The organism is Serratia sp. GW822-FHT06E05, assembly GCF_058799445.1.
This window is the reverse complement of record NZ_JBXALM010000002.1, coordinates 350,341-374,033: the sequence shown is the minus strand read 5'-3', so window position 1 is coordinate 374,033 and position 23,693 is coordinate 350,341. Positions and strand designations below refer to the sequence as shown.

23 protein-coding genes are annotated in these 23,693 nt (G+C 54.4%); 12 read left to right on the top strand and 11 right to left on the bottom strand.

Translation table 11 applies throughout. The features are described 5' to 3' along the window. Nucleotides 1-55: 55 nt before the first annotated feature. Entirely contained in the window at nucleotides 56-1,150 is a 1,095-nt protein-coding gene (locus AC1RKC_RS09375) for an AAA family ATPase (protein WP_493092338.1), read from the top strand. On the opposite strand, the gene kdoO is transcribed toward AC1RKC_RS09375, so the two are convergent. Further along, the gene (kdoO, locus tag AC1RKC_RS09370) at nucleotides 1,147-2,043 is read right to left on the bottom strand and encodes a Kdo hydroxylase KdoO (protein ID WP_262259168.1); all 897 of its coding nucleotides are present in this window, start codon (nucleotides 2,041-2,043) and stop codon (nucleotides 1,147-1,149) included. The two genes, AC1RKC_RS09375 and kdoO, sit on opposite strands and share 4 nt — an antisense overlap. A 342-nt stretch (nucleotides 2,044-2,385) precedes the next feature. Continuing rightward, nucleotides 2,386-3,936: a sensor domain-containing diguanylate cyclase gene (locus AC1RKC_RS09365; protein ID WP_262258764.1), complete on the bottom strand. Its 1,551-nt coding sequence runs from the start codon at nucleotides 3,934-3,936 to the stop codon at nucleotides 2,386-2,388. A 165-nt stretch (nucleotides 3,937-4,101) separates the two neighbouring features. Here AC1RKC_RS09365 and AC1RKC_RS09360 point away from each other — a divergent pair, with 165 nt between their 5' ends. Beyond that, nucleotides 4,102-4,296: a hypothetical protein gene (locus tag AC1RKC_RS09360; protein WP_020827590.1), complete on the top strand. Its 195-nt coding sequence runs from the start codon at nucleotides 4,102-4,104 to the stop codon at nucleotides 4,294-4,296. A gap of 54 nt (nucleotides 4,297-4,350) precedes the next feature. On the opposite strand, the gene yjdN is transcribed toward AC1RKC_RS09360, so the two are convergent. Beyond that, on the bottom strand, nucleotides 4,351-4,767 hold the full coding sequence (gene yjdN / locus AC1RKC_RS09355; protein WP_115058559.1) for a VOC family metalloprotein YjdN: 417 nt from the start codon (nucleotides 4,765-4,767) through the stop codon (nucleotides 4,351-4,353). Nucleotides 4,768-5,034: 267 nt separating this feature from the next. Here yjdN and AC1RKC_RS09350 point away from each other — a divergent pair, with 267 nt between their 5' ends. The 4 genes from AC1RKC_RS09350 (at nucleotide 5,035) to AC1RKC_RS09335 (ending at nucleotide 8,015) form a co-directional block, all read left to right on the top strand. Further along, nucleotides 5,035-5,808, top strand: coding sequence for an SDR family oxidoreductase (locus tag AC1RKC_RS09350; RefSeq protein ID WP_046373211.1), 774 nt, complete (start codon nucleotides 5,035-5,037; stop codon nucleotides 5,806-5,808). A gap of 53 nt (nucleotides 5,809-5,861) precedes the next feature. Then, nucleotides 5,862-6,764 carry a LysR family transcriptional regulator gene (locus AC1RKC_RS09345; RefSeq protein WP_048760360.1) on the top strand — a complete coding sequence of 301 codons (903 nt, stop codon included), beginning with the start codon at nucleotides 5,862-5,864 and terminating at the stop codon, nucleotides 6,762-6,764. 523 nt (nucleotides 6,765-7,287) lie between these two features. After that, the gene (locus AC1RKC_RS09340) at nucleotides 7,288-7,536 is read left to right on the top strand and encodes a GlsB/YeaQ/YmgE family stress response membrane protein (RefSeq protein ID WP_017893301.1); all 249 of its coding nucleotides are present in this window, start codon (nucleotides 7,288-7,290) and stop codon (nucleotides 7,534-7,536) included. Between the two features lie 92 nt (nucleotides 7,537-7,628). Next, entirely contained in the window at nucleotides 7,629-8,015 is a 387-nt protein-coding gene (locus AC1RKC_RS09335; protein ID WP_020827585.1) for a YidB family protein, read from the top strand. 3 nt (nucleotides 8,016-8,018) lie between these two features. Here the strand turns inward: AC1RKC_RS09335 and AC1RKC_RS09330 are convergent, their stop codons facing one another. Beyond that, entirely contained in the window at nucleotides 8,019-8,951 is a 933-nt protein-coding gene (locus tag AC1RKC_RS09330; RefSeq protein ID WP_493092339.1) for a LysR family transcriptional regulator, read from the bottom strand. 113 nt (nucleotides 8,952-9,064) lie between these two features. On the opposite strand from AC1RKC_RS09330, the gene AC1RKC_RS09325 reads away from it, so the two are divergent. Continuing rightward, complete coding sequence (locus AC1RKC_RS09325) at nucleotides 9,065-10,117, top strand: SDR family oxidoreductase (protein ID WP_493092340.1); 1,053 nt, start codon at nucleotides 9,065-9,067, stop codon at nucleotides 10,115-10,117. A 112-nt stretch (nucleotides 10,118-10,229) separates the two neighbouring features. Next, nucleotides 10,230-11,309, top strand: a complete 1,080-nt coding sequence (locus AC1RKC_RS09320) for an endonuclease/exonuclease/phosphatase family protein (RefSeq protein ID WP_493092341.1) — start codon at nucleotides 10,230-10,232, stop codon at nucleotides 11,307-11,309. A gap of 34 nt (nucleotides 11,310-11,343) precedes the next feature. Here the strand turns inward: AC1RKC_RS09320 and AC1RKC_RS09315 are convergent, their stop codons facing one another. From AC1RKC_RS09315 to AC1RKC_RS09305, 3 genes are all read right to left on the bottom strand, one after another. After that, nucleotides 11,344-12,351 carry an NAD(P)H-quinone oxidoreductase gene (locus tag AC1RKC_RS09315; RefSeq protein WP_048760352.1) on the bottom strand — a complete coding sequence of 336 codons (1,008 nt, stop codon included), beginning with the start codon at nucleotides 12,349-12,351 and terminating at the stop codon, nucleotides 11,344-11,346. A 157-nt stretch (nucleotides 12,352-12,508) separates the two neighbouring features. Beyond that, nucleotides 12,509-12,721 (bottom strand): hypothetical protein, encoded by a 213-nt coding sequence (locus AC1RKC_RS09310; protein WP_041415483.1) that lies wholly within the window; start codon nucleotides 12,719-12,721, stop codon nucleotides 12,509-12,511. A gap of 512 nt (nucleotides 12,722-13,233) precedes the next feature. Next, nucleotides 13,234-13,602: a hypothetical protein gene (locus AC1RKC_RS09305; protein WP_041414720.1), complete on the bottom strand. Its 369-nt coding sequence runs from the start codon at nucleotides 13,600-13,602 to the stop codon at nucleotides 13,234-13,236. A 153-nt stretch (nucleotides 13,603-13,755) separates the two neighbouring features. On the opposite strand from AC1RKC_RS09305, the gene AC1RKC_RS09300 reads away from it, so the two are divergent. The 3 genes from AC1RKC_RS09300 to dsrB all read left to right on the top strand — a co-directional run bounded on the left by AC1RKC_RS09300 (nucleotide 13,756) and on the right by dsrB (nucleotide 15,652). Next, on the top strand, nucleotides 13,756-14,622 hold the full coding sequence (locus tag AC1RKC_RS09300) for an ion transporter (protein ID WP_493092342.1): 867 nt from the start codon (nucleotides 13,756-13,758) through the stop codon (nucleotides 14,620-14,622). A gap of 284 nt (nucleotides 14,623-14,906) precedes the next feature. Then, the gene (gene cspE, locus AC1RKC_RS09295) at nucleotides 14,907-15,119 is read left to right on the top strand and encodes a transcription antiterminator/RNA stability regulator CspE (RefSeq protein WP_004946278.1); all 213 of its coding nucleotides are present in this window, start codon (nucleotides 14,907-14,909) and stop codon (nucleotides 15,117-15,119) included. Between the two features lie 332 nt (nucleotides 15,120-15,451). Beyond that, on the top strand, nucleotides 15,452-15,652 hold the full coding sequence (gene dsrB / locus AC1RKC_RS09290) for a protein DsrB (RefSeq protein WP_020827577.1): 201 nt from the start codon (nucleotides 15,452-15,454) through the stop codon (nucleotides 15,650-15,652). Nucleotides 15,653-15,885: 233 nt separating this feature from the next. Here dsrB and rcsA read toward each other — a convergent pair whose 3' ends face one another. Then, nucleotides 15,886-16,515 (bottom strand): transcriptional regulator RcsA, encoded by a 630-nt coding sequence (gene rcsA, locus AC1RKC_RS09285; RefSeq protein WP_044552189.1) that lies wholly within the window; start codon nucleotides 16,513-16,515, stop codon nucleotides 15,886-15,888. Between the two features lie 747 nt (nucleotides 16,516-17,262). Then, nucleotides 17,263-18,678: a pyridoxal phosphate-dependent decarboxylase family protein gene (locus AC1RKC_RS09280; RefSeq protein ID WP_115058566.1), complete on the bottom strand. Its 1,416-nt coding sequence runs from the start codon at nucleotides 18,676-18,678 to the stop codon at nucleotides 17,263-17,265. 100 nt (nucleotides 18,679-18,778) lie between these two features. Between AC1RKC_RS09280 and AC1RKC_RS09275 the strand changes: the two genes are divergently transcribed. Beyond that, entirely contained in the window at nucleotides 18,779-19,651 is an 873-nt protein-coding gene (locus AC1RKC_RS09275) for a LysR substrate-binding domain-containing protein (protein WP_115058567.1), read from the top strand. Between the two features lie 2 nt (nucleotides 19,652-19,653). On the opposite strand, the gene AC1RKC_RS09270 is transcribed toward AC1RKC_RS09275, so the two are convergent. Continuing rightward, nucleotides 19,654-21,039, bottom strand: coding sequence for a CoA transferase (locus tag AC1RKC_RS09270; protein WP_493092343.1), 1,386 nt, complete (start codon nucleotides 21,037-21,039; stop codon nucleotides 19,654-19,656). Nucleotides 21,040-21,102: 63 nt separating this feature from the next. After that, nucleotides 21,103-23,286, bottom strand: a complete 2,184-nt coding sequence (locus AC1RKC_RS09265; RefSeq protein WP_493092344.1) for a glycoside hydrolase — start codon at nucleotides 23,284-23,286, stop codon at nucleotides 21,103-21,105. Nucleotides 23,287-23,693: the final 407 nt, after the last annotated feature.

The window sequence follows — 23,693 nt, the reverse complement described above, 5'->3', positions numbered from 1 at the left end:
TGAGATGGTGCCATGGTAAGATGCACCATCTCCTGACACAGAGTTTGTGGTGACGATGATCCAACAACTCCAACTGAGCGGTTTTCGCTCCATACGTAATTTGCAGCTGCAATTGGGCCGTCTGAATGTGATCAGCGGCCCGAACGGTTGCGGAAAATCTAACCTGTATAAAGCGGTGCGATTGATCCACGAGGCCGCCTGTGGGCGGCTTTCTGCTGCGTTGGCTGAAGAGGGGGGCATTCAGAAGGCGATGTGGGCCGGGGGATTGCGACCGGGTGATCGCCGGGGCGATCCGAAACGGATGCTGTTGTCAGCCACTCTGGATGATTTCGACTATCAGCTGCAGCTAGGCTTCCCTGAGCCGACCGGCAGCCTGTTTCAACTCGACCCGCTGGTCAAAGAGGAGTCACTGTGGATCTCGGGCCACGGTCGTCGCCCCTCAACCCGGGTACTCGAAAGGCGCAACCAGAGTGCATTCCTGACGAATATTCAGGGCGAACGCGCCACTTATCCTGCCAGTCTCCATGCGGAGGAATCGGTATTTGGTCAGCTTGCCGATCCGCATCTGTATCCTGAAGTGTCCCAGGTACGAGAGAATCTGCGGCAGTGGCGTTTTTACCACGAGTTTGCCGTGTGGCCCGGTTCACCGTTGCGAGCGCCGCAGGTGGGTATTCGCGCGCCGGTACTGGCGCATGACGGCAGTAATCTGGCGGCCGCTTTTGAAACCATCTGCGAGATCGGCAACGGCGAGTTGCTGCGCGACATTCTGGCGCAGGCGTTTCCCGACAGCGAATTTGAAATTCAGGCCCCTCAGGGACGCTTCCAGCTATTGATGCACCGTGCCGGCATTTTACGCCCCTTGGACAGTGCCGAACTTTCCGACGGCACGCTGCGTTTCCTCTGTTTGGCGGTAGCGATGCTCAGCCCGCGTCCGCCGGCATTTATGGCATTCAATGAACCTGAAAACAGTCTGCATCCGCAACTGTTGCCGGCATTGGCCATGTTGATCGCCGAAGCCAGCCGTTATAGCCAATTGTGGATCACCAGCCACTCACCGCAGCTTGCCGAACTGATTGGCCGCCATAGCGAGGTTACCCACTATCAACTGGCACAGCAGCAGGGTGAAACCCTGCTGGCGGAACCGGATTAGATCAAGGGCTGGTGTAGCAGGGTTTCCAGTACCTTGAGCGGTGATTGCTGTGGATTCTTCATTGCGGTGACGGGCAACAGGAAAGTTTGCTCCAGCATAAACTGACCCGCCATCGCCGCGTGTGGCGTCTGATCGGAGAAACAGATCCAACTGCTGCCCGGCGGCAAGTCGAGCGCCAACTGCGGGCCCTGTTGCTGATAGTGCTGGTCGGCTTTCATGGCATCATGCAGTTGCAGCATCAGGTGGTCGTAATGACTGCGGCGCCGTTTGGTGATGCCGACCTTGTGCTGCAGCCAGCTGTTCAGCGGTGAATAGCGGCCCAGGCGCGGCATAAAGCGTTGCGCCAGTTGAGGAAAGGGTTCGCCGATGCGCCATTGGCGAAGTTCGCCATTGGGGTTGATGTTGGTGAAGATGCGCAGAATGCGCTCACCATAGTTCGGGCGCGACGGGAAGGCATCGACGTGCAGCCGGCTATCATCCTTGCGCCATGAGCTGGTCTTGCGCCAGGCCGCAACCGGATGCAGGCGCAGGGTGTTGACCGGCGAATGCAGGGCTTGTTGGTAGTGGGGGAGCAGGGTGGCAACCAGTTGAAGGCAGGCTTGATAATAGCGTGACAGCAACGTCTCGACCTGTGGCTGCTGCGCGGCTATCGCCACGCCGGATAATTTGCTCGTTTCTGGCCAGTAGCTGATGTTTTTACGTTTTGTATCGACCAACGCGGGATCCAGCAGCGCCATTTCACCGGCTAACAAGGGAAACGCCAGTTCGGGCAAAAATACCAGCTTGCCTTGCTCAAGCGCTTCGACGGCTGAGGGGGAAAAGGGCGTCGGAGCACTATCCCACTGCTGCTGTGGCAACGTTACTAACGCCTGCTCCGGCGTCAGGTTTTCCATGCGCATAATATCTCCTTGCGAAGGGGATGTTTTGATTGTTTTTATTTGAAAGGAATATATAACCAGCGGGAATTATTGTTGAATTGAACTAGTTGATGCTAATAGCTGGATTGAATTATCCTAGCACTATTAAAATGCGCCAAAAAGTAAACAGATATTAAACGACGCGCTAATGGCACGAATGGATAAAAATAGATTTAATCGCTATTAATTAATTTATCAGCGAAAGTAGATTAACGATTTAAATTAAATTTAGTTTTATGATCAGCGGGTTGATTTTGATTTTCCGAGCCGAAAAAAAACAAATTCAGGGGCCGCCTCCGGGGGAGACGGCCCAATGGGTCAGGCGGGATAAATGCGGTTTTTCCCCTGGGCTTTGGCTTGATACAGGGCGCTGTCGGCCTGATTAATAAAGCCGATTGGCGTGTCGTTATACATATGCGGCACTTTGGCGAAGATGCCAATACTGATGGTGACAATACCGTGAGGGTTGCCCGTATGCGGTATTTTCAGCTCACGCACCGATTCAATCACCCGTTCGGCGAAAATCAGTGCGCCCTGAGTGTCGGTATCCGGCAGAATAATGGCCATTTCCTCACCGCCATAGCGGGCCATAATATCGTTGCTGCGGCACGCCAGCCCTTTCAACGTTTGTCCAATCTGTTGCAGACACTGATCGCCGGCTACGTGACCGTAGATGTCGTTATATTGTTTGAAACAGTCGATATCCAGCATCAGCAACGCCACGCTGCGGTAATTGCGTGAAGCGCGCATCAGTTCGTTCTTCATGGCAATATCAAACTGACGGCGGTTGGCCAGGCCGGTTAACCCGTCCAGCAAAGCCAACTCTTCCAACGTTCGGTTGATGGTAGTGAGCTGATCGCGGGTGCGCATCAGTTCAGCTTCGGTGCGTACGCTGTGGTTAATCTGGCGCATCAGTACCAGACCCATCGCCAGTAAAATGATTAACAGCGTCGCGCCACCCAGGGCAAACACGCCGGTATCATTACGCCAGTCGGACAGCGCATCTTCCTTCGACAGTCCGGCAGCTATCACCAGCGGATAGCGATTAACCCGCGAATAACCGTAGATCCGTTCCACCTTGTCGTACCGCGAAGTGATGGTGGCATTGCCGAACTCAGAGTGGGGTAGAATTTCGCGGAACAACACGCCTTCCGAAATATTTTTGCCAATCGCGGCAATGGAGTAGGGGCGGCGGTAGAGAATGGTGCCGTCCGCCAACAGCAGGTTGAGCGAGGCGTCACTGTTCAATGCGAAGGTGTCGTAAAATTGGCGGAAATAATCGACATACAGCGTGGCCAGTACCACCCCATTAAAGCTACCGTCCGGGTTGTTGATCCGGCGTGAGACCGGAATGATTAAATCACCGGTAGAGCGGCTGCGTACCACTTTGCCGATAAATATCGCGTTGCTGTTGTGGCTCAGGTGGAATTTGAAATACTCACGATCGGCATTGTTGGCATTTTGTATGAACCGGCCCGATGAGGTGACGATCCAGTTCCCTTGAGCATCGTAAACAAACAGGCCATGCAACTGGGGCAGGTTGCCAACCTGCGTTTGCATCACTTTCTGTAGTCGCAGCTGTTGCGGTTGGCCCAGGCCGTCGGTCTGAATGCGTTCGGTCAGATCGGACAGCGTAGTGTCGGTCTGCATAAAGGTGTCATCGGCATGCTGTGCCAGAGAGCGGGCCAGGTTGGCCGATTCATTTTCGGCACTTTGCAAGTCGCGCTGGTGCGCATTCCAAATCTGCCAGCCGTTAAACAGAATCAGCGTGACGGCAACGATGACGACAAATACGCCGGCCTGAAAAAGTAACGGGGAATTTTTACCGTTGGGTGGCCGTTCGGCATCCTGTGGTTGCTGCTGTGTCATGTCACCCTTGTTATAAAGTCTTTAAATCGTGTTAAGAACAATCTTACATCTTATTCGTTAATCACGCCGACCACTACTCCCTTAACATCAAAAATGCATGAGCCACTCAAGCGGAGTGTTACAATTCGCCGCAAAACCGGCATAGAAAATACAGGGTTCACGCATATGTCTGACTACATCATTATTACTTTGCTGACGCTGGTGGTTTATTACCCGCTGACCTTGGGTGTGCTGGCGCTAATGATGATTTTTGCCTGGCGGCAGCGTAAATCGCCCTATTGGCGTTTGGGACTGGTGCTGTTGACGGTGCTGTTTGTGCTGTTCGCGATGGCGGCTTATGACTGGTATCACTACCGTTGATCTTGGCACCAGGGTATCCGCTGTCGGTGGCGGACACCCTGGCGGGATGACGGGTTATTCAACGTTAATCATCCAATTGACCCCGAACTGGTCGGTCAGCATGCCAAAACCCTTGGCCCAGAAGGTGGCCTGGTATGGCATGGTGACCTGACCGCCCTGCGCCAGCTTCTCGAATAATGCTCGGCCTTGTTCCACGTCGCTCGGATCCAGCGACAGGGCAAATCCTTTATGCGAAGCTTCGCCGCCGTCCTGCGGACACCCATCGGAGGCCATCAGCGCCGTTTCGCCAATCAGTAAACGGGCATGCATGATGGACTCTGGATTGACGTCCTGAGGACTGCCTTGCTTGGCCTCCTCGGGCATATCTTTGTAGCGCATAATCATTTCGATTCTGGCGCCCAGCTGCTGCTGGTAGAAGTTGATCGCCTGTTCACAGTTACCGTTAAAAAAAAGATAGGGTTGAATCAACATGACATTGACCTCTGTTGTGGCCCGTCAGGCGTTTTGCATCCCACGGGCGAGGAACAATAGTTTCTGGTTGTGACTATTGCTGCCGGGAACTTACAAGTGTAGTGCGATTTACGCCGAATGCCCGGCGGGCGATCACGCTGTGGAAATTAACGGCCTGATCGTTGCTATTGACCGAAAAAGCGGGATGGTTCATCCCAATTTGGACAGATTATCTGAGCGGTCACAGTTTCTATACTCGTTGCAACCTTCACTAACGGAGTCACTGTAATGAGCAAGCAATCTTTGAATGGAAAAGTGGTGTTGATCGCCGGCGGCGCCAAGAACCTGGGTGGCCTGGTGGCGCGTGATTTGGCCGCCAACGGCGCGGCGGCCGTGGTGGTGCACTACAACAGCGACGCCACTCGTGCTGCCGCGGAGGAAACGTTGCAGGCGGTTAAGGCGGCAGGTGCCCAGGCGATTGCGGTGCAGGGCGATCTCACCCAGCCGGCTAACGTGGCGCTGCTGTTTGAGGAGGCCGTCAAGGCGTTTGGCAAGGTGGACATTGCCATCAATACCGCCGGTCTGGTGATTAAAAAACCGATTGCCGAAGTGACCGAAGCCGATTACGACAGCAGTTTCGACATCAATGCCAAAGCGGCATTTTTCTTTATCCAGCAGGCCGGTAAACATTTGGCCGATAACGGCCGAATTGTGACCATTGTCAGCTCGCTGTTGGCGGCCTATACGCCGTTTTATGCGGTCTATCCGGGCAGCAAGGCGCCGGTGGAGCACTTTACCCGCGCGGCTTCCAAGGAGTTTGGCGAACGCGGTATCAGCGTGAACGCCATTGGTCCGGGACCAATGGATACGCCGTTCTTCTATGGCCAGGAAAGCAAGGAGGCGGTGGCGTACCACAGCAGTGCCGCCGCGCTGAGCAAGTTCTCGAAAACCGGTCTGACCGATATCGAGGACATTGCGCCGATCGTTAAATTTTTGGTCACTGACGGCTGGTGGATCACCGGGCAGACGCTGTTCGCCAACGGTGGCTATACTACCCGTTAACCTTAATTCTGCTGCGGCCCGGGCCGCAGCCTGTTAATCAGGACGCACAACCGGTGGATAAAATAGGGAGATTACGGGTTTTTATCCAGGTTGCTGAGGTGGGCAGTTTCATCCGCGCTTCGCAAATCCTGTTGATGCCAAAAACCACGGTTTCGGCGGCGATACAACAACTGGAACACGAAATGGGTGCCCGCCTGTTTCATCGCACCACTCGCCGGGTGCAATTGACCAGCGACGGTGAGCTGTTGCTCGAAAAAGCGCGCAGCCTGTTGTTCGACGTTCAAACACTGGAAGGCCTGTTTCATCGGCAAAACGGCCCGATCGACGGTCGTTTGACGGTCGATGTGCCCAGTCGTATAGCCCGGCGAATGATAGTGCCTGCGCTGCCGGACTTTTTTGTGCAGTACCCCGACATTCAACTGTTTCTCAGCGCCAGCGACCGTTCGATCGATTTGATCCAGGAAGGGATCGACTGCGTGGTGCGCGTCGGCAGTCTCAGCGACAGTAGCCTGGTCAGCCAGCCGCTGGGGCGATTAAGCATGATCAACTGCGCCAGCCCGGACTATTTGCAATGTTACGGCACGCCGGAGCATCCCGAGCAGTTGGCGGGGCATTGGGGTGTAGGGTACGCGCAGCCGACTTTGGCCGGGGCAGATACCTGGGTTTGGCAGCGGGGCGATCAGCACATGGAAAAAATCTTGCGTAGCCGGGTCACGGTAAACAATGCGGAAAATTATATTGGGTGCTGTCTGGCAGGATTAGGGATGATTCAGATACCGCGCTTTGATGTTCAGCACTACCTGGACAACGGGAGCTTATGTGAGGTTTTGCCGCAGGCCCGGCCACCGGCAATGGGCATTGCGTTGCTTTATCCTCACCGCCGCCAACGTTCGGCACGTTTAACCGCCTTTGCCGAGTGGTTCAGCCACCTTATCAAGCCCTTTTGCGAAAATTGAGGCCCGGTAGCCAATGGGATTTTTATTCAAACTGCTCGCTATTTGTCATTATTTTTCAACTGATTAAATTTGCAGACAAAACAAGACACATTTAAAACCACTCGAAAAGTGACAAAGCGCGTGTAACATCACTGGAACAACAAGGCGGCAGAACCGTCCCAGGCGGCGGCCAGCGCATAGATTGCAGCCAGTATCAGCAGAAACGGTGTGTTGGTCATGGTCTGTCCCCTGCAGCAATATTCACCTGTTGTTATAGCGCGGAGTAATGACAGTTTGATGAATGCGGTTGATTTTTGCACAGCTAAATTCAGACACACGGAAATGGGTAAACTGCTGATATTTGTCTATAGTAACAGTGTGAATATGCGTGTTTATCAAGATTCACCCTGCATCGCGCTGCCGTTAACGGTCAGCACAGGGCAACAGGATTGTGGTTGTGAAAGTATCGTCAGGGTTGGATCAGGCGCCGACGCGGGCCTGAAAACAGAGTTTCTTTGGGCAAAAAGTAATAGGGAGAGTAAAAATGGGCATCATTTCCTGGATCATTTTTGGGTTAATCGCCGGTATCTTGGCTAAATGGATTATGCCGGGCAAAGACGGCGGCGGCTTTATCGTAACCGTTATTCTGGGGATCATCGGTGCGGTTGTCGGCGGCTATATCAGTACCTTCTTCGGTATGGGCCGTGTTGATGGCTTCAACCTGGGCAGCTTTGTTGTCGCGGTCATCGGTGCCCTGGTGGTGCTTTTTGTCTACAGAAAGATCAGAAATTAATCAGTTGCTGATCAACAGGGTCGCTGCGGCGGCCCTTTTTCGTTAAATCACTGCGGTCGAGCGGCAGAGCCGACGATCGGAAGGGGAATACCATGGGTCTGTTTGATAGCGTATTGGGCAACATTCTGGGCGGTGCCAACGGTAAGGGCATTGATTACGTCGCCATTATGCAATGGGTTGAGCAGCAGGGTGGCCTGCAGGCGATTCTGGACAAGTTCCGCCAGGGTCAATTCGGCGATGTGGTCGGCTCGTGGCTGGGCAACGGTGAAAACCAGCAGATTAGCGGCGATCACGTGCAGCAAGCGCTGGGCAGCGATGCCATCAACCAACTGGCGGAAAAGCTGGGGATCGATCCGGCTCAGGCTTCAGCCACCATTGCACAGTTCCTGCCAACGGTCGCTGACGCGGCCTCGCCAAATGGCGAAGTGCAGTCGAACAGCAACGAACTGGGTGACATGGTCGGTAAACTGTTCAAATAATCTTTATGCCCCTGGCACCTTGTCGGGGGCTTTGTTCACCTTAATTCCCTCAATACTCCCCAACGCCGCCAGCAAATAATCTACCCAGGCCCGGACTTTACCGGGAATAAACCGCGCTGCGGGGTAAACCGCATGCAGCGCCATCGGCGGATAATGCCAGGCCGTTAACACCGGTACCAGGCTGCCGTGGGCCAGTTGCCGACCAATCAGCGGGCGCTGTGCTCCGCCAATACCCAATCCTGATTCGATGGCCGCCAGCAGCGAAAACGTATTGTTGGCGCGAAAGACCGGGCGCAGGTTCACTACCTCGGCACCCTGAGGGCCAATTAAGGTCAGCGCATCCCCGTCACTCAAGCCGCTATAGCGGATATGCGGATGTCTCGCCAGCTCTGCGGGAGTTTGCGGCTCGCCCTGCGCTGCCAGATAGGCCGGGGAAGCCACTAAAATACGCTGTAATTCCCCCAGCCGGCGCGCCACCGTGCCCGGCGTATTTATTTCGCCAAAGCGGATTGCCACGTCGATACCTTCACCGATCACGTCAGCCCGGCGATCGTCGAGCAACAGTTCGATATTCAATTCCGGATGCTGTTGCTGAAAAGCTATCGCCAGCGGCGTCAGGTGCTGTTGACCGAAGCCGGTCGGGGCGTGGATGCGCAAGGGGCCCTGCAGGCGCAGCTGCATGCCGTGCAGCGCTTCCTCTGCTTCACTCACCGCCGCCAGAATCGGTTTGATTTGCCGATAATAGCCACCGCCGGCGTCGGTCAGCGTGACGGAGCGGGTGCTGCGAAACAGCAACTGCACGCCCAGTTGTTGTTCCAGACCGGTAATCTGCTGGCTGACCGCCGGCTGCGTCAGGCCCAAGTCGCGGGCCGCTGCCGAGAGGCTGCCCAGTTCCACGACTCGCATGAAAGTCTTCATGGCGTTCAGCTTGTCCATCAGCGCTCCAGTTATAGGTTTTACTTATAAGTGTTAGTAACACTACGCCTCTACCGCAAGCTTTGCTAATCACTCACAGTGAAGGCCTCAAACAAAAGCGAGCGGGGTGACCTATGCAAAATGAAAAGCTGGCGTTGGTAGTCGGGGCTAACGGCGTGATTGGCGGCAAGCTGATTGAAGAACTGGAACGGCAAGGTTGGCCGGTGGTTGGCCTGTCACGACGCGGGGGCGTCAATCGGCCGCAAGTGCGCTATGTGGCGGTCGATCTGTTGGATGCTCAGGCGACGCGCAATGCCTTGCGCCCGCTAACCGAGGTCAGCCATATTTTCTATGCCGCTTATCAGGATGCGCCGGACTGGGCTGGGCTGGTTGCACCGAATCTGGCGATGTTGGCCAATGTGGTGGAGGCGCTGGAGCCGGTAGCGCATGGGTTGGAGCACATCAGTCTGATGCAGGGCTATAAAGTTTACGGCGCGCATCTGGGGCCGTTCAAGACGCCGGCGCGGGAAAGCGATGCCGGGCACATGCCGCCGGAGTTTAATCTTGAGCAGCAGAGCTATCTTGAACGGCGTCAGCAGGGCAAAAATTGGCGCTGGAGCGCGATCCGGCCCAGCGTGGTGGGGGGCTTCTCGCTCGGCAATCCGATGAATCTGGCCCTGACTATCGCGGTCTATGCCTCTATCAGCAAGTCTCTGGGGTTGCCGCTGCGATTCCCCGGCAAGCCGGGGGCCTATCACAGCCTGCTGGAAATGACCGATGCGGGTCTGCTGGCGCGCGCCACGCTATGGGCTGCGACGGAACCGGCGGCGGCCAATCAGGCGTTTAATATCAACAATGGCGATCTGTTTCGCTGGAGTGAGATGTGGCCGAAAATTGCCGGCTACTTTGGTCTGGAAGTGGCGCCGCCGCTGCCTATGCCGCTGACGTCGGTGATGGCAGACAAAAGCGAGTTGTGGCAGGCGCTGGCGCAGCAGCATGGCCTGGCCGAAGCGGATTATCGCGCGGTGGCGAGCTGGCGCTTCGCGGACTTTGTTTTCTCGTGGGATTACGACATGTTTGCCGACGGCAGCAAGGCGCGCCGCTCTGGCTTTCATCAGTTTGTCGACACCGAAGCGATGCTGTTCGCACTGTTTGACGAGTTTCGTCGTCGCAAGATTATTCCTTAAGCCCGCTGGCGGGGGATAGGTTTTTTATGGCAATCTTTGGCTGCCGCCAGATACGGCAGCCAAGAGGCCGTCATCCCGACAGGCCCAGGCCGATGAGAATGAGGAAATAAACGTGACAGTGATTACCGCCATACTGACGCTTTTGCTGGCGCTGGTGACTATTGCGCCGCTTTCAAAGCATGCAGCCTGGTGGATTCGGGTGTGGGATTTTCCCCGCCTGCAGATACTGGCGCTTTCGCTACTGGTGTTGTTGCTTAACCTGCTGTTTGTGCCGCTGTCGCCTTGGGTGTGGGGCATGATGGCGCTGAACCTGGCCTGTGTGGTTTACCAGGCTGCCTGGATTTACCCTTACACCCGGCTGAGCAAACCGCAGGTGCTGGACTTTACCGGCTATCAAAAAAAGCCGCGTATCCGCATTCTGGTGTCCAATGTGTTAACACCCAATCGCCAGGCGGATAAGCTGCTGGCGTTGGTGGCGACCGAGCGTCCGGACGTGCTGGTGGCGGTGGAAACCGACCGCTGGTGGGAACAGCAGCTCTCGGTACTGGAGCAGGATTATCCCCATACGTTGAAATGCCCGTTGGATAATCTGTATGGCATGCACGTTTATTCGCGGCTGAAACTCAGCGATGCGCAGATCCAATATCTGGTGGATGATCAGATCCCGTCGATGCACATGATGGTGCATTTGGATCAGGGGCCGCAGGTGCGTCTGCACTGTGTGCACCCGATGCCGCCGAGCCCGACTGAAAACGAGGAATCGGAAGACCGCGACGCCGAACTGGTGATGGTCGGGAAAAGTGCGGCCAAATCGGAGTTTCCGGTGATTGTGACCGGCGATCTGAATGACGTGGCTTGGTCGACCACCACCCGTTTGTTCCTTAAAGTCAGCGGTTTGTTGGATCCGCGCCGTGGTCGGGGCATGTTCAGCACCTTTCATGCCGGTTATCCGTTCCTGCGTTGGCCATTGGATCACGTGTTCCACAGCGATGATTTCGTGCTCGGATCGCTGCGTCGGTTGACCAGCGTCGGTTCAGATCACTTCCCGATTATGGTGGAGTTGGTGTATTCGCCGAAGCAGGGGGCGCAGCAGGAAAGCCTGGAGAAAGACAGCGAAGATGAAGCGCTGGCGCAGGAAAAGTTAGACAGTACCGACTCAACGCCTGAAGACGTACATACGCCAGGCAGATGAAACAGGCCCCGCAGCCTAGGCTGCGGGGCACAGATTAGAGGGTCAGCATGATCTTGCCGATGTGCTGGCTCGACTCCATCAACGCATGGGCTTCGGCTGCTTGTTCCAGCGGGTAGGTTTTAAAGATCTGCGGTTTTAACGCACCGCGATCCAGCAATGGCCAAACCTTTTGCAGCAAATCGGCGGCAATACCCGCTTTGTCTTCAACGCTTCGCGAACGCAGCGTGGAACCGGTGTGGGTCAGACGTTTGAGCAGCAGCGGCATCAGGTTCAACTCCTTCACCACGCCATTCTGGGTGCCAATTTGCACAATGCGGCCATCCATCGCTGCCGCCTGGTAGTTTTTCGCCAGGTAGTCGCCGGCGATCAAATCGACAATCACGTCAGCCCCTTTGCCGTTAGTTGCGTGCCGGGTCTGCTCGACAAAATCCTCGTCGCGATAGTTGATCGACACATCGGCCCCCAAGGCCAGGCTGGCCTGACGCTTCTCTTCCGAGCCAACGGTGGTAATCACATGAGCACAGAAGGCTTTCGCCAGCAGGGTGGCGACGGTACCAATGCCGGAAGTGCCGCCGTGGATCAAAACGGTTTCGCCAGCTTTCAGGTTGCCGCGCTGGAACACATTGACCCACACGGTAAAGAAGGTTTCCGGGATGGCTGCTGCCTCAACCAGGCTAAATCCTTTGGGGACCGGCAGCGCATTGCTTTCATGCACCTTGCAGTATTCGGCATAGCCGCCACCGGCAATCAGGGCGCATACGCTATCGCCAACGGCATAATTTTGCACGCCGACGCCGGTGGCGACCACCACGCCAGCGATCTCCAGGCCTGGGATATCCGATGCGCCGGGAGGCGGTGCGTATTGGCCGCGGCGTTGCAACACGTCAGGGCGGTTAACCCCGGCGGCGGCGACCTTCACCAGGATCTCCCCTTGTTGCAGGGACGGCAGCGGCCGCTGTGCGACAACCAAAACTTCCGGTTCGCCGGGCTGGCTGATCTCAATGGCTTTCATGGTGCTGGGCAGTTGCGGGTTCGCAGACATGACGATTCTCCTCGGTTGGCATTCAGGCGCAGTGACCCATCTAGGTAACCAGCTGCAGTAATTGATGATTTATCTTACTGAAATGCTAAGGAGAGAGTGTAGCTCACAGGGCGATTTTTTCGGGGGAAGGGGGCGCCGCCGCAAGGGCGGCATAACATCAATCATTTGGCGGGATGCGAAAACCTTTTAGCGAGACGATAAAGTGTTCTTTCCCTTTGGAAATTTTGGCACCTCTATCACACCACAGGCTGGCGAGCTGGAAAAAATCATCGCTGTCGATGTCATAGGCCAGTTCGATTTTTTTCGCCGTGCCGTAGCGGATCAGCTTTTCGGCTTCCTGGTGGTTTGTTGCTTTAATCATGGTGGTCATAACGAAATCCTTGGTGTTGAGCCAGTGCGGATAATCGCCGACCATGATATGGCTATATTGTGACAATTTTGTGATAAAAAAATGACAAAGTGCGGTTATGTGGTTTGGGGCACAGCATTGATGTCATTCCCCAAACCACCGTTGCATCAACGGTCGTGCGGACGCAGCAGGGTACTTTTCTTCAGTGATTTAAAGTGTTTATACAATGCAAACCCTGCAATGCCAGTTAATACGACCAGCAAAGATAAATATTCAGTCGCCATCTGACTAACCTCCGATAAAGCGTGGCTTAAGAGGCGTTATTTGTGACAGCCATCACATTGAGCTGCAATGAGACCATTCTGTAAGGTTGTAACTGGCTGATATTCAGACATAAAAAAAGCGCCTATAAGGAGGCGCATAAAAAATTGCAACACAGCTTGTTGTGTCCAGCACCAGGAGGAGTGGTGAACAGGAAGCCATTGTATGAAGTGTGCGTTGCTGCCGATATAGGGATAACTCTTAAAGCACGGTCACCATTGATAACCCATATTCACGCTGTACTCAGGATCCTGATTGGTGGAATAGGGATCAGACTGGCGACGGCGGTCGGTTTTTTTCACCGGGCTGTTCAGCGACGAATACGGTTTGGTGCGCTTCTGGCTACACCCGGGGTGATCGCATTCCAGATCGACGCGAAAACCGGTTTTATCTTCTGACTCCGACCAGACCACGGGCGCCTTGGCAGTTTTTTCCGCAGGGCCGAGCGCGGTTTTGGGTGCGGGTGCGGGTTTAATACTGGGCTCGGGTGCCTTGTAGGACAGGTCCAGTGCCTGAGCTGGAGCGCCCAACAATAATAGTGTGGTGCAGCAAAATGCTGCCAGCGTATGCCCTCTAAGCATGATCAACCTCCCTTTATAGTTACGCAGCGCAACTATAAATTACTCAGGCGAGAATTACTATCATTTGTAGCCGCTGAAGAAGGGGCGGAGAGTTGGCGGCGTTAAGGTTCAGGTCTAGTATATGAGCAACTTCCCGTTATAAGACATTGGACTATGACTACTGACACCGCGGCGCTCAGTTGGCGCCAGCGCAGCTATCGGCTGCTGTTCGACAACCATTCGCGCATCGGCCGCAGGATGGAAACCTTTTGGGTCGCTACCGCGTTGCTGAGCGTGATTTTGTTGTTCCTCGAACCAGGGGGCAGTGCCCTTTACGCGCCCGGACGGCAGGCCATTTATCTGTTCTTCTGGGCCGAGGTGGTATTTACCTTCATTTTTACTCTCGAGTATCTGTTGCGCCTGTGGAGTACGCCGCGTGAGCAGCACTATGCCCTGAGCTTTTTCGGCATGGTCGATTTGTTGACGGTACTGCCGCTGTACATCATCTGGTTGTTCCCGCATATGACGGTGGAATTTGTGATGCTGCTGCGTGTCCTGAGGATATTACGGGTATTGCGGGTATTGAAACTGCTGCGTTACATGAGCGAAATGGGCATGATTTGGCGCAGCATCAAGCTGGCGCGCCATAAGCTGGCAATGTTTTTTGGCTTTGTCGCCGTGGTGTTGTGCGTGTTTGGCGGTTTGATGTATGCGATAGAGGGCGGTAGCGGCGGGTTTACCAGCCTGGCGGCGTCTATCTATTGGGCAGTCGTCACGCTGACCACCGTAGGCTACGGCGATATCGTTCCCCATACTCCGTTGGGCCGATTATTGACCTCGGTCCTAATCCTGGTGGGCTATTCGATCATTGCGGTACCGACCGGTATTCTGACAGCTTACATGTCGCAAGAACTGCAACGCAGTCGTGAAAGGCGAAATTGTGAACAATGTCAACGAGGTGGCCACGAGACGGAGGCAATATTTTGCAAATATTGCGGCAGCCGATTGCCCCCATTATCGGGTAAACAGAACCAGAAATGACCAAAAAACAAGCAAAATGGGTTAAATCCTGTGCGTTTAGCCCCGTTTCCACCGAGGGGCTAACAAAAAGAGTTGCTATTAAAGTCCCATCATGAGTTAATGCTTCTCGGCCTGTGGTACAGACCTATTTATGCACGACATTTTGAGTAAAGTAGTTCAAATTTAAAGCGTTATCCTAGATAGCTCTTCACTGACGAATTTCCTTTCTAGTGCCTCCATAAGTAACTGATGACCGGCTATATCTTGCCCATGGTGGCTTACATTTAATATTGAAGGAATTAGACATGTCTAACATGATCAAAGGTCAAGTGAAGTGGTTCAACGAGTCTAAAGGTTTTGGTTTCATCACTCCAGCAGACGGCAGCAAAGACGTGTTCGTACACTTCTCTGCTATCCAGGATCAAGGCTTCAAGACCCTGGCTGAAGGCCAGAACGTACAGTTCTCTATCGAGAACGGTGCTAAAGGTCCGTCAGCGGCTAACGTTACCGCTATCTAATCGGCTTCTGCTGATTAATAAAAACCCGCCAAGGCGGGTTTTTTTGTGCCTGTAATTTGGCGCAGGCAAAAAAAAGCCCGCAAGTCTGCGGGCAAAAGTTCCTTGTTACTTCTTCATTTGCTGATACTTCTCTGGGGGGAAGCACCAGGAAACAGACTAACCGTTGTGCGCTTAAGATTCTGCGGACAAAACGTTAAGAAAGTGAAAAGCCGTTGGGCTGCTACGCTTTAGCAGGATCCATACAGGTTGATGCCGGATTAACTACCGGCGCGGTATTTTTCTCACCTCATTTTGTAATACACTGACATCACTGATAAATGATGGGGTACGGCATGAAAGTTAACGATCTGGTCACGGTAAAGACGGATGGCAAACAACGGCGTGAAGGGGTGATCCTGGCGGTAGAAGAGTTTAACGAAGGGATCATGTACCTGGTTTCTTTGCCGGACTACCCAGCCGGTGTTTGGTTCTTTAACGAGATTGACAGCCGTGATGGTACCTTTGTTGAACTCCGGCAGGCGGATCCCAAGTAATAGCCTGACAATGGCCGTTACTTCACTGGCGCATTAATTTAATTCGCAAAATTTCCGTTGGGTAATTATCCCGGAAAGGGAGGAAAGCTCTGTTTTTAAAACGGGAATACCCGTCGCGGCCGAGAGTATCGTCGCGAGCAGGTATTTAGGTTATTTAAATGCGCGGTTTCCAGCAGGACACTCTGAAAGACATTTAAAACCAACGTTTGGCAGACTAAACGACAAACCTTTATCTAGCGGCTATTGACAAATATTCCACTGGTCAGGGTGTCGGTCAAACGAACAACATGGTAAATAATCTGCTTGTTGTGCGTTTTAATTTTTCTTTTGATATTTCCCTTATGGGAAGACACGGTTTTGGCCTTAATTTGCATCTGGTCGGAGATCTGGATAGTACCCTGACCCGACATCCACATGCGCAGCATGTTTGACTCGGTTTGGCTCAGCGTAACGGGAGTCTGATCAAATGAGGTTTTTTCCGTGCGGGGCGCTTTTCTCTCCAGATAGTGACTAAGTAGTTGATTCATAGTCTCTGGTTTGATTGATTTTGACGAGATGATGACATTTTTACGAACATATAAATAATCGTCGAAATGTACGTTGGTGATGGCCATAAAGATGAAGAATAAGGTGTCAGGGTGTAGTGAAATCACCCCTTTTATACGTTCCGTAGCGTTCGCTTCGTGTATAAAGCAGTCTTCATTAATAAAAACCAGGCTGGGTTTCAGCTTGCTGCACTTTTCGTGCAGATCGTCGATATCGTTGATGGCATTAATCTGGCGTTTTTTTACTCCGTGTGTTGTCAGGTAGTCTGTCAAACCTAATCTGGTATAGCTGCATGAATCCATAATGATCGTTGGCATATCGCACCCCCACTTAAATCCGTTTTACCGCGGTAACAAAAAGAAAAAGCCTGAAGCCTAAAAGGCAAAAAAAAGGAACAAAAAATTCACGTAGAAGCAGTGTTCTATCAATAAACACGGCTGTACTCAACGATATTTTATTACTAAACTAATTAACACTGTGAATCTATAAGTTTAGCTTAAGTCAGAATAATCTGCTGGCGTAGGAATTGCCGTGAGGTAACGCCAATTTGTGCTTGAACCGCGTGCCTGCTGGTCTTTTTATCATTGATTCAACCCATCATGTCACGAAACGAAATTTTAGATTGCTAGGAAAATTCTTAAAAAAAATTCATGTGTTGTTTTTTTAACATTTTTTAGCTTATTTATTGATCACAGAGAATGTTGTTTTATTTGTATGACTTAATATTTAATAATATTATCATAGTGTTATGTTTTATTCTTTTGTTTTTGATAATGATTATTCTTCCAGTCCTTATCACTTGTGATAATCAATAATCACATAGAGTTAACATTAATGCGTTTTTTTGTTAAAAAAACCGGTGGTATAACAACGAGTTGATGTGACCAATCGTGCTATTTCGACAAATGTGAAAAATGTCAGTAAGTGATTAATTGGTTTTGCTGAACTATTTCTTCGTAGTTACGGGCTGTCAATTATAAATTATTGATAAAGGTTTACGGCCGTTGACTCCCGGCCGTAATAATAGAGCGTCCCACGCAAGGAATAGCCTTCACTTTTCCCGATTAGCCAAGGTCCGGCAAACAGAACTTCATCGATTCCAGGGTCAAATGAATATCGCTTTCCTGCGTCATCCAATTGACCAGCGCAGCACGGATCCCCGGCTGCCCATTGTAGCGAGTAGGGGTACAACGCACGATGCCATGCCGATCCAGGCGGGCGATAAAACGATCGCGTGCCGCAACGGCATCGCCTTCGGTATTTTTAAGGGCAAAGCACACTACGTTTAAATTGACCGGTGCCAGCAGGTGGAAACCCTCGCTGGCCGTCAGCTCTTGGCCCAATAGTTTTGCCAGTCGGACATTACGTTCCACCATATCCTGCATGCCGCTGCGACCATAGGCTTTCAGCGCCATCCATAAAGGGAGTGCCCGGAAGCGCCGCGAGTTTTCAGGGGTCAGATGCAGATAGTTGTCCGGTCGTAACGTGGGGGCTTCCAGATAGGCCGAATGGTTTTGGAACACCTGCATCTGCAATGCCAGATGACGGCTGAATTGAATAGCGCTGTCATAGGGCACGTTCAACCATTTATGCGCGTCAACGGTGATGGAATCCGCCTGCTGCCAGCCTGCCAGGCGCGCTGCATAAAGCGGCGAACAGGCCGCCACGCCGCCAAAGGCCGCGTCGACATGTAGCCAGAACGGGTAACGTTCCCGCAGCGCCAGCAGGTGCTGAAGGTCGTCGAAGGCCACCGTATTCACCGTGCCCGCACTGGCCAAAACCAGGGTTGGCATACCGACGCTGGCGGCCAGGTGCCGCTCCAGCGCCGCCGGATCTATAGCTTCCGAGTCTGGCAGGCTGTCGATAATTTTCAGCGCATCACGACCGATCCCCAGCATGCTGAGTGCTTTTACGCTACTGGCATGAGGATTCGCCGACAGCACCTGTACGGGGCCCAGGGCCGCAACCCCCTGCGCGGCGACGTCGATGCCGCGTTGCTGCCCGAGCCACTGGCGGCCAATGGCGATACCGACAAAGTTGGCCATGGTAGCCCCACTGACAAAACTGCCATTGAAGGTTTCCGGCAGCCCCAGCAAGGTTTTTAGCTGGTCTACCGTCGCCAATTCAATCGCTGCGGCAACGGTATCCTGGCTCAATTGACTATTTTGGTCGATAGCGCTAACCAGCCAATCCGCCGCCAGTGCCGCCGGGGTTGCTCCTCCGGTCACAAAGCCAAAGTAACGCGGTCCGGCGCTGGCGGAGATTCCTTCGGCATAACGCTGCCAGAAGTGGTCCAGTGCCGCTATCGCGCCCTTGCCACCTTCGGCCAGTTGGTCATCACCCGGCTGAAGTTGCTGTGCATCCAAGGGCGGGCAAACCGGGCGCTGTTTTATGCCGCCCAGAAACGTTTCGGCCAACTGACGGGTGTGATCGAGGATCTGTGGAAACTGGTCAAGGTCTTGCTGCAAACGTGGGTGCATCGATAACTCCGGACGTAAAGGGGAATAGTGACACCCTAAACTCTTTACTTTGGCGCGAAAATCGATGAAAAATACCCTTTTTGGATAGCAAGGCTAACCAATGTTCGATGAGCGTATTCCTTTACACTTTCTGCCGACCTTTGTAATTGCCGCCCGGCTAGAGAACCTGCGCGCCACCGCCCAGCAAGTGCACCTTACCCACGGTGCCGTTAGCCAGCAGATCCAGCAGCTTGAACAGGCGATGGGCTGTCCGTTGTTTGAACGGCAGGGGCGGGGGCTGCGTCTGAACGCTGCCGGGCGCGAGCTGTTGGCGGTGGCCGAACCAACGCTGGAAGCATTGCAACAGGGGATTGGCCGGGTCAGGCGCGTTGCGCAAAGTCAGGCTCTGCGTATCAGCGTCTTGCCTTCTTTCGCTCATTACTGGTTAATGCCGCGGCTGTCGTCTTTTCACGCGGCCTGTGCCGATATTACGTTGGATATCGATGCCTCGCTGGCGGTGCAGGATCTGACGCGCAAAGGTTTTGATGCGGCTATTCGTCTCGGCAATGGGCAATGGGCGGATATGCAGGCGCAACTTATTGCCAGGGGAGAGGTGGTGCCGGTCGCAACCCCTGCGTTGGCGCGCCAATGGCAGGCGGCCTTCGACGAAGGTACGCCAGGCATACCGCTGCTGGAGCATGATGTTACGCCATGGCGCAGTTGGTTTTTGGTGCATCAGCAGAGGGAGTATGGCAGGCCTCTGGCGTCGTTCAATGACGCTGGCTTGTTGATCCGCGCGGCCGAACAGGGATTTGGTATCGCGCTGGTGAAAAGACTTTTGGTGAGCGATGCGCTGACCGAGGGCCGACTGGTGGCGTTGGCTGCGGCTCGGCAACTTGAACCGGTTGATTTTTATCTGGTCTGGCCGCAAAACTCCGGGTTGACGCCGGCGGTTGAAGCCTTGTTACATTGGTTGCAGCGTCAATTGGCCTGAGTTCAGCGTCGTAGCCAGGCCGGTTGCGAGCGGCCGAGCGGGGTGGCCGGCAGTGCCCAAAGTAGCGCGGTGCCATTGAGCCATAACGCGGGGTTTAGACGTTGCGCCGGGCCCCAGCAGGTCAGTTCGGTTTCCGGGTTTTCATCCGTGGCTGCGACAGATGCCAAGGGCTCCAACCGGTGTTGTGGCGGGTAAGGATGACGCAACAGCAGCTCTGCCGTTCGGGCCAGCGACAGCCGGGCGCTGTAGCCGGTGCCATTTTGCAGACGTTGGCGGATGCCCTGCAGCACCGCCGTGGCCATCAGGTAACCGGTGGCGTGATCCAGCGCCTGAACCGGCAAGGGTACCGGTATCGCGGCGTCTTTCCATTTCATGCCCGCCTCTGCCAGACCACAACTCATCTGTACCAGACTGTCGAAACCGCGCCGCCCACGCCACGGGCCGCTCCAGCCATAGGCATTAAGGCAAACGTCGATCAATCCCGGAGATAAAGCCTGTCGTTGTTCCGCGCCATAACCCAGTTTTTCCAAGGCTCCGGCGCGATATCCGTGCACGATAACATCGGCGTTTTTCAGCAGATGTTCAAAGGTATGGCGATCGTGGGCGTTGGTCAGGTTCAATCGTGCACTGCGTTTGCCGAGCATCACCTCATGCTCAACAGCCGTTTCGTCCCAGCCGTAGGGATCGATACGTAATACGTCCGCCCCTAAACCGGCGAGAAAACGGGTGGCTACCGGGCCGGCGATAATCCGCGTCAGATCCAGCACCCGTACGCCGTGCAGCGGCCTGGCGCTGGGCAGCGTCCAGACTGGCGTCGCAGCTTCCTGAAGTTGCGTCTGATGGATCAGCGGTTCCAGGGCAACGCTTTTACCCTGGGTATGCTGCCGCCACGCTTCGACAGAAAGCATTTGCGCCGCGCAGCCACCGGCCTCTATCACCGCCTGCTCCAGCTCGTTTTTTTTCCATGCCAGCACCTTTTGCGCCAACCCATTTTTATCCTGATTCGGACCGAGCACTTGCTCTACGGCTTTACGGTGATGCGGTGCATTGGTATGCAGGCGGATCCAACCGTCGCTGGTGGCATAATCGCCCGCCAACGCGTCCCAGGCCGCAGGCAATGACCAACCTAGTGGACGTAGCGTCCAACCGAACCACAATGATGCCAACCGTCGATCGACAAACACCTGCGGTGCTGCGCTGCGATTCTGTTGCAGCAGTCTGGCGCCGGCCAGCCCGGCGGCGGCCCAGCAGGCGGTCGCCAATTCGCTGACCGGGAATGCGCTGCTCAGCACACCTTCACCGCTGACCGTCACCGACCCCGTCGAGAAGGCTTCGTGACCAAAGCTTTGCCCGATCTCTGCGAGCAGCGTTTGAGTAAGGCTATCCATTATCAACTCCAGCGGTGACGGTCAGGGGACTGAACCTAGCGTAGTTCACCCCGACCGGTGTTGCTATGGCGTAACGTTCAGGGTGCGACCACCCGCCAGTTTGGCACGCAGACTCTGGGCGGCTATGCCGTCGAACGGTTGCTCGCCAAAATTGGCGGTCAGCGTGGTGCCGTCGCTGAAGGTGGTTTGCTGCACCCACCCGGCTTTATCCAGCCAGCGGAAATCGATCAGCGCTTTATCCCAAAGGGCCTGATGCAGCGGACGGAAGGCGGCGTCGGCCTGTTTGATCTGCGGCAGGCGCGCCTGCAGCGTGGCACGGCTGAGATGGAACATCGGCGCGGTATTGTAGAGCTGGCTCAGCAGGCTGCGGGTGGTTTTGACATCGCTGAATTTCAGGTTGTCGTAGTTCCAGTGGTGGCTGCTGATCACCGCGTCGTGGAACACCGCCTGATACATGGGCAGGCGATAGCGCGGATCGAATTCCACCGTGCGGTAGGGTTCCTTCACCTTGGCCGGGCTGAAGAAGAAGGCCGGTTGGGCATTGGGCCACCAGGCACCCAGGTAATAAGGGGAGGACTTATCGTGATTCATCTGCTTATCGCCCCAGCCAAATCCCCAGGTTTCCATGCCGTGGGCAAACATGATGTGGCGTGCGGTCACCGCATTACCATCTTCGGAGCCGAGCGGCAGGCGAAGGGTATTGCTGAACCAGGCCAGTCGCGCATTGCGAGCCTGCGCCATTTTCTCGGCACCGGTCGGGTGGTTGGGCTGATAATCGTCAGAGACCATCCCGGTACCGTCAACGTCGAGGAACAGGCTGTTCAGCCCGGCCAGTCGCACCAGTTCGGTCATGCGCTGTTGAGAGTAAGGCAGTACGCAGCCTGGATTAAGGTAGTAGCCTTGTTTGCCGAAGCCGGGTTTCTTACTACCGTCGGCACGCACGATGGCGCACTTTTCTCGCAGGGACGTCGGCAATTGGGCGGTTAACCAGCTGTCATTGACTCCACGTGGAATGGCGGTGTCGTAAGAATCGTAGCTGGCGATCAGGTATCCCGCCTTTTTGGCGCTTTCTACCGCATGCGGGTGCAGAAACTCGGCGGTCCAGTTGTCGGTACCCAACCACAGCCGAGGCAGGCCGGCCTGCTGCAGCGACTCGACCAGGGGGCTAGCCAGCCCCTGTCCCCAGCTCTCCGGCGCAGTCAGATAGGGCCCGAGTCGCTGTAGCGCCAATGCTCGGATATCCGCGGCCTGTTGGCGTTGCGCCGATAAGAAGTCGGCGTCATCCGGCGTCGCCTTGAGCGGTGTCAGTGTCACCAGCGCCTGATTAAGGGCATCAATCAGCGCTTGCTGTTGCCAGCCCTGCGGCGTTTTTCCCGCCAGCGTGCGCACGGTTTTTTGGCTATCGGCATCCATTTTCCGCCACAGAACTTCACCCTTGGGGGTGATAAGCCAGGCCAACAGACCCGGCCAATCTTTCACGTCGTTCGCCGCCAGCAGTTTGTCCCCCCACAGATAAATGTGCGTAGCACCAATCAGCTTTTCGCCTTCCGGCGCGATGCGGATTTTATCTCGCAGGCTGCTGAACTGACCGCTTTGTTGCAGGTATTCACGGTAACGGCGCGCGCCGGACAGCGGCGTGTCTCCCACGTGCAGCAGCACCTCGAAAGCCTGCTGCTGATTAAAGCGGTTGAACTCATGACTACTGCGCATGGCGAGTCCCTTTCCTGCGCTGGCGAAGGTTACCTGGTTGCTGAATGGGGTTAGCAGTAACCAACTGTAGACCTTGCCTTGCTGTTGCTGGCTCCACAGCGGCAGTTTCAGATCCCAGTTGGTATCCAGCGGCGTCATTTCCTTGACCAGATAATTCCGCCAGGCGGGATTGTCCAGCGGGATGCGGCTACCTTCGCCAATCGGCAGCAGCAGGGTCGTTGCCTGCGGCGGCAGCCTGAACCAATTCAGGGTTTGTGCCCGCTTGCTGCTGAAACTCAAACGCAGATCGCCACCCTCCAATCTGGCGGTAACCTGCATGGCGCGGTTGGGCCATTGCCAGCTTGCCTGCGTCGATGTGCTTTGCAGTTCAGCCACGGTTTGCCCAGCCAGTGCCTGGTTAACCTGGCTTTTTCCCGCAACGATTTGCAGCGTGGCAGGATCGATATCAAAACGGGTTTCGCCCTGTTGCAAGAGCAGGGCCTGAGCGGGAAAACCGGCAAGCAGGGCGAGGCTGATGGAAAGGCGAAGCAGGTTCATTGAATGCGTGTCCTTGAGGATGATTGTCCTGTTGAAGCTCAAGCTTATCGGTAATTAGCCAATTGCCCAATGCCAATAAGTTATAATCGTGTGACTCATCAAATATTGGGGCTATTGAGTTTAATTTCCGTTTAATAAATTCGCCTTTACATCGTCACTCTGCGTCACTATACTCAGCCAAAATTTCAAAGAGGAAACACAATTGGACAGTTTTAGTTGCAGTGATATAAATAAGGCAAGCTGACCAATCCTCTTCTGATTTGTTGCTTGCCGAAAACGGCGGGCAGCACCCCTCTCTGGTTATTCTGAGCTGTGCAAACCCGAATCTGACTGTTGTTCCTGAGGCCAAATGGCATCGGGTGAATTGATTTGGACGTAATTATGGTTATTTGCAGCCACAGCCTATT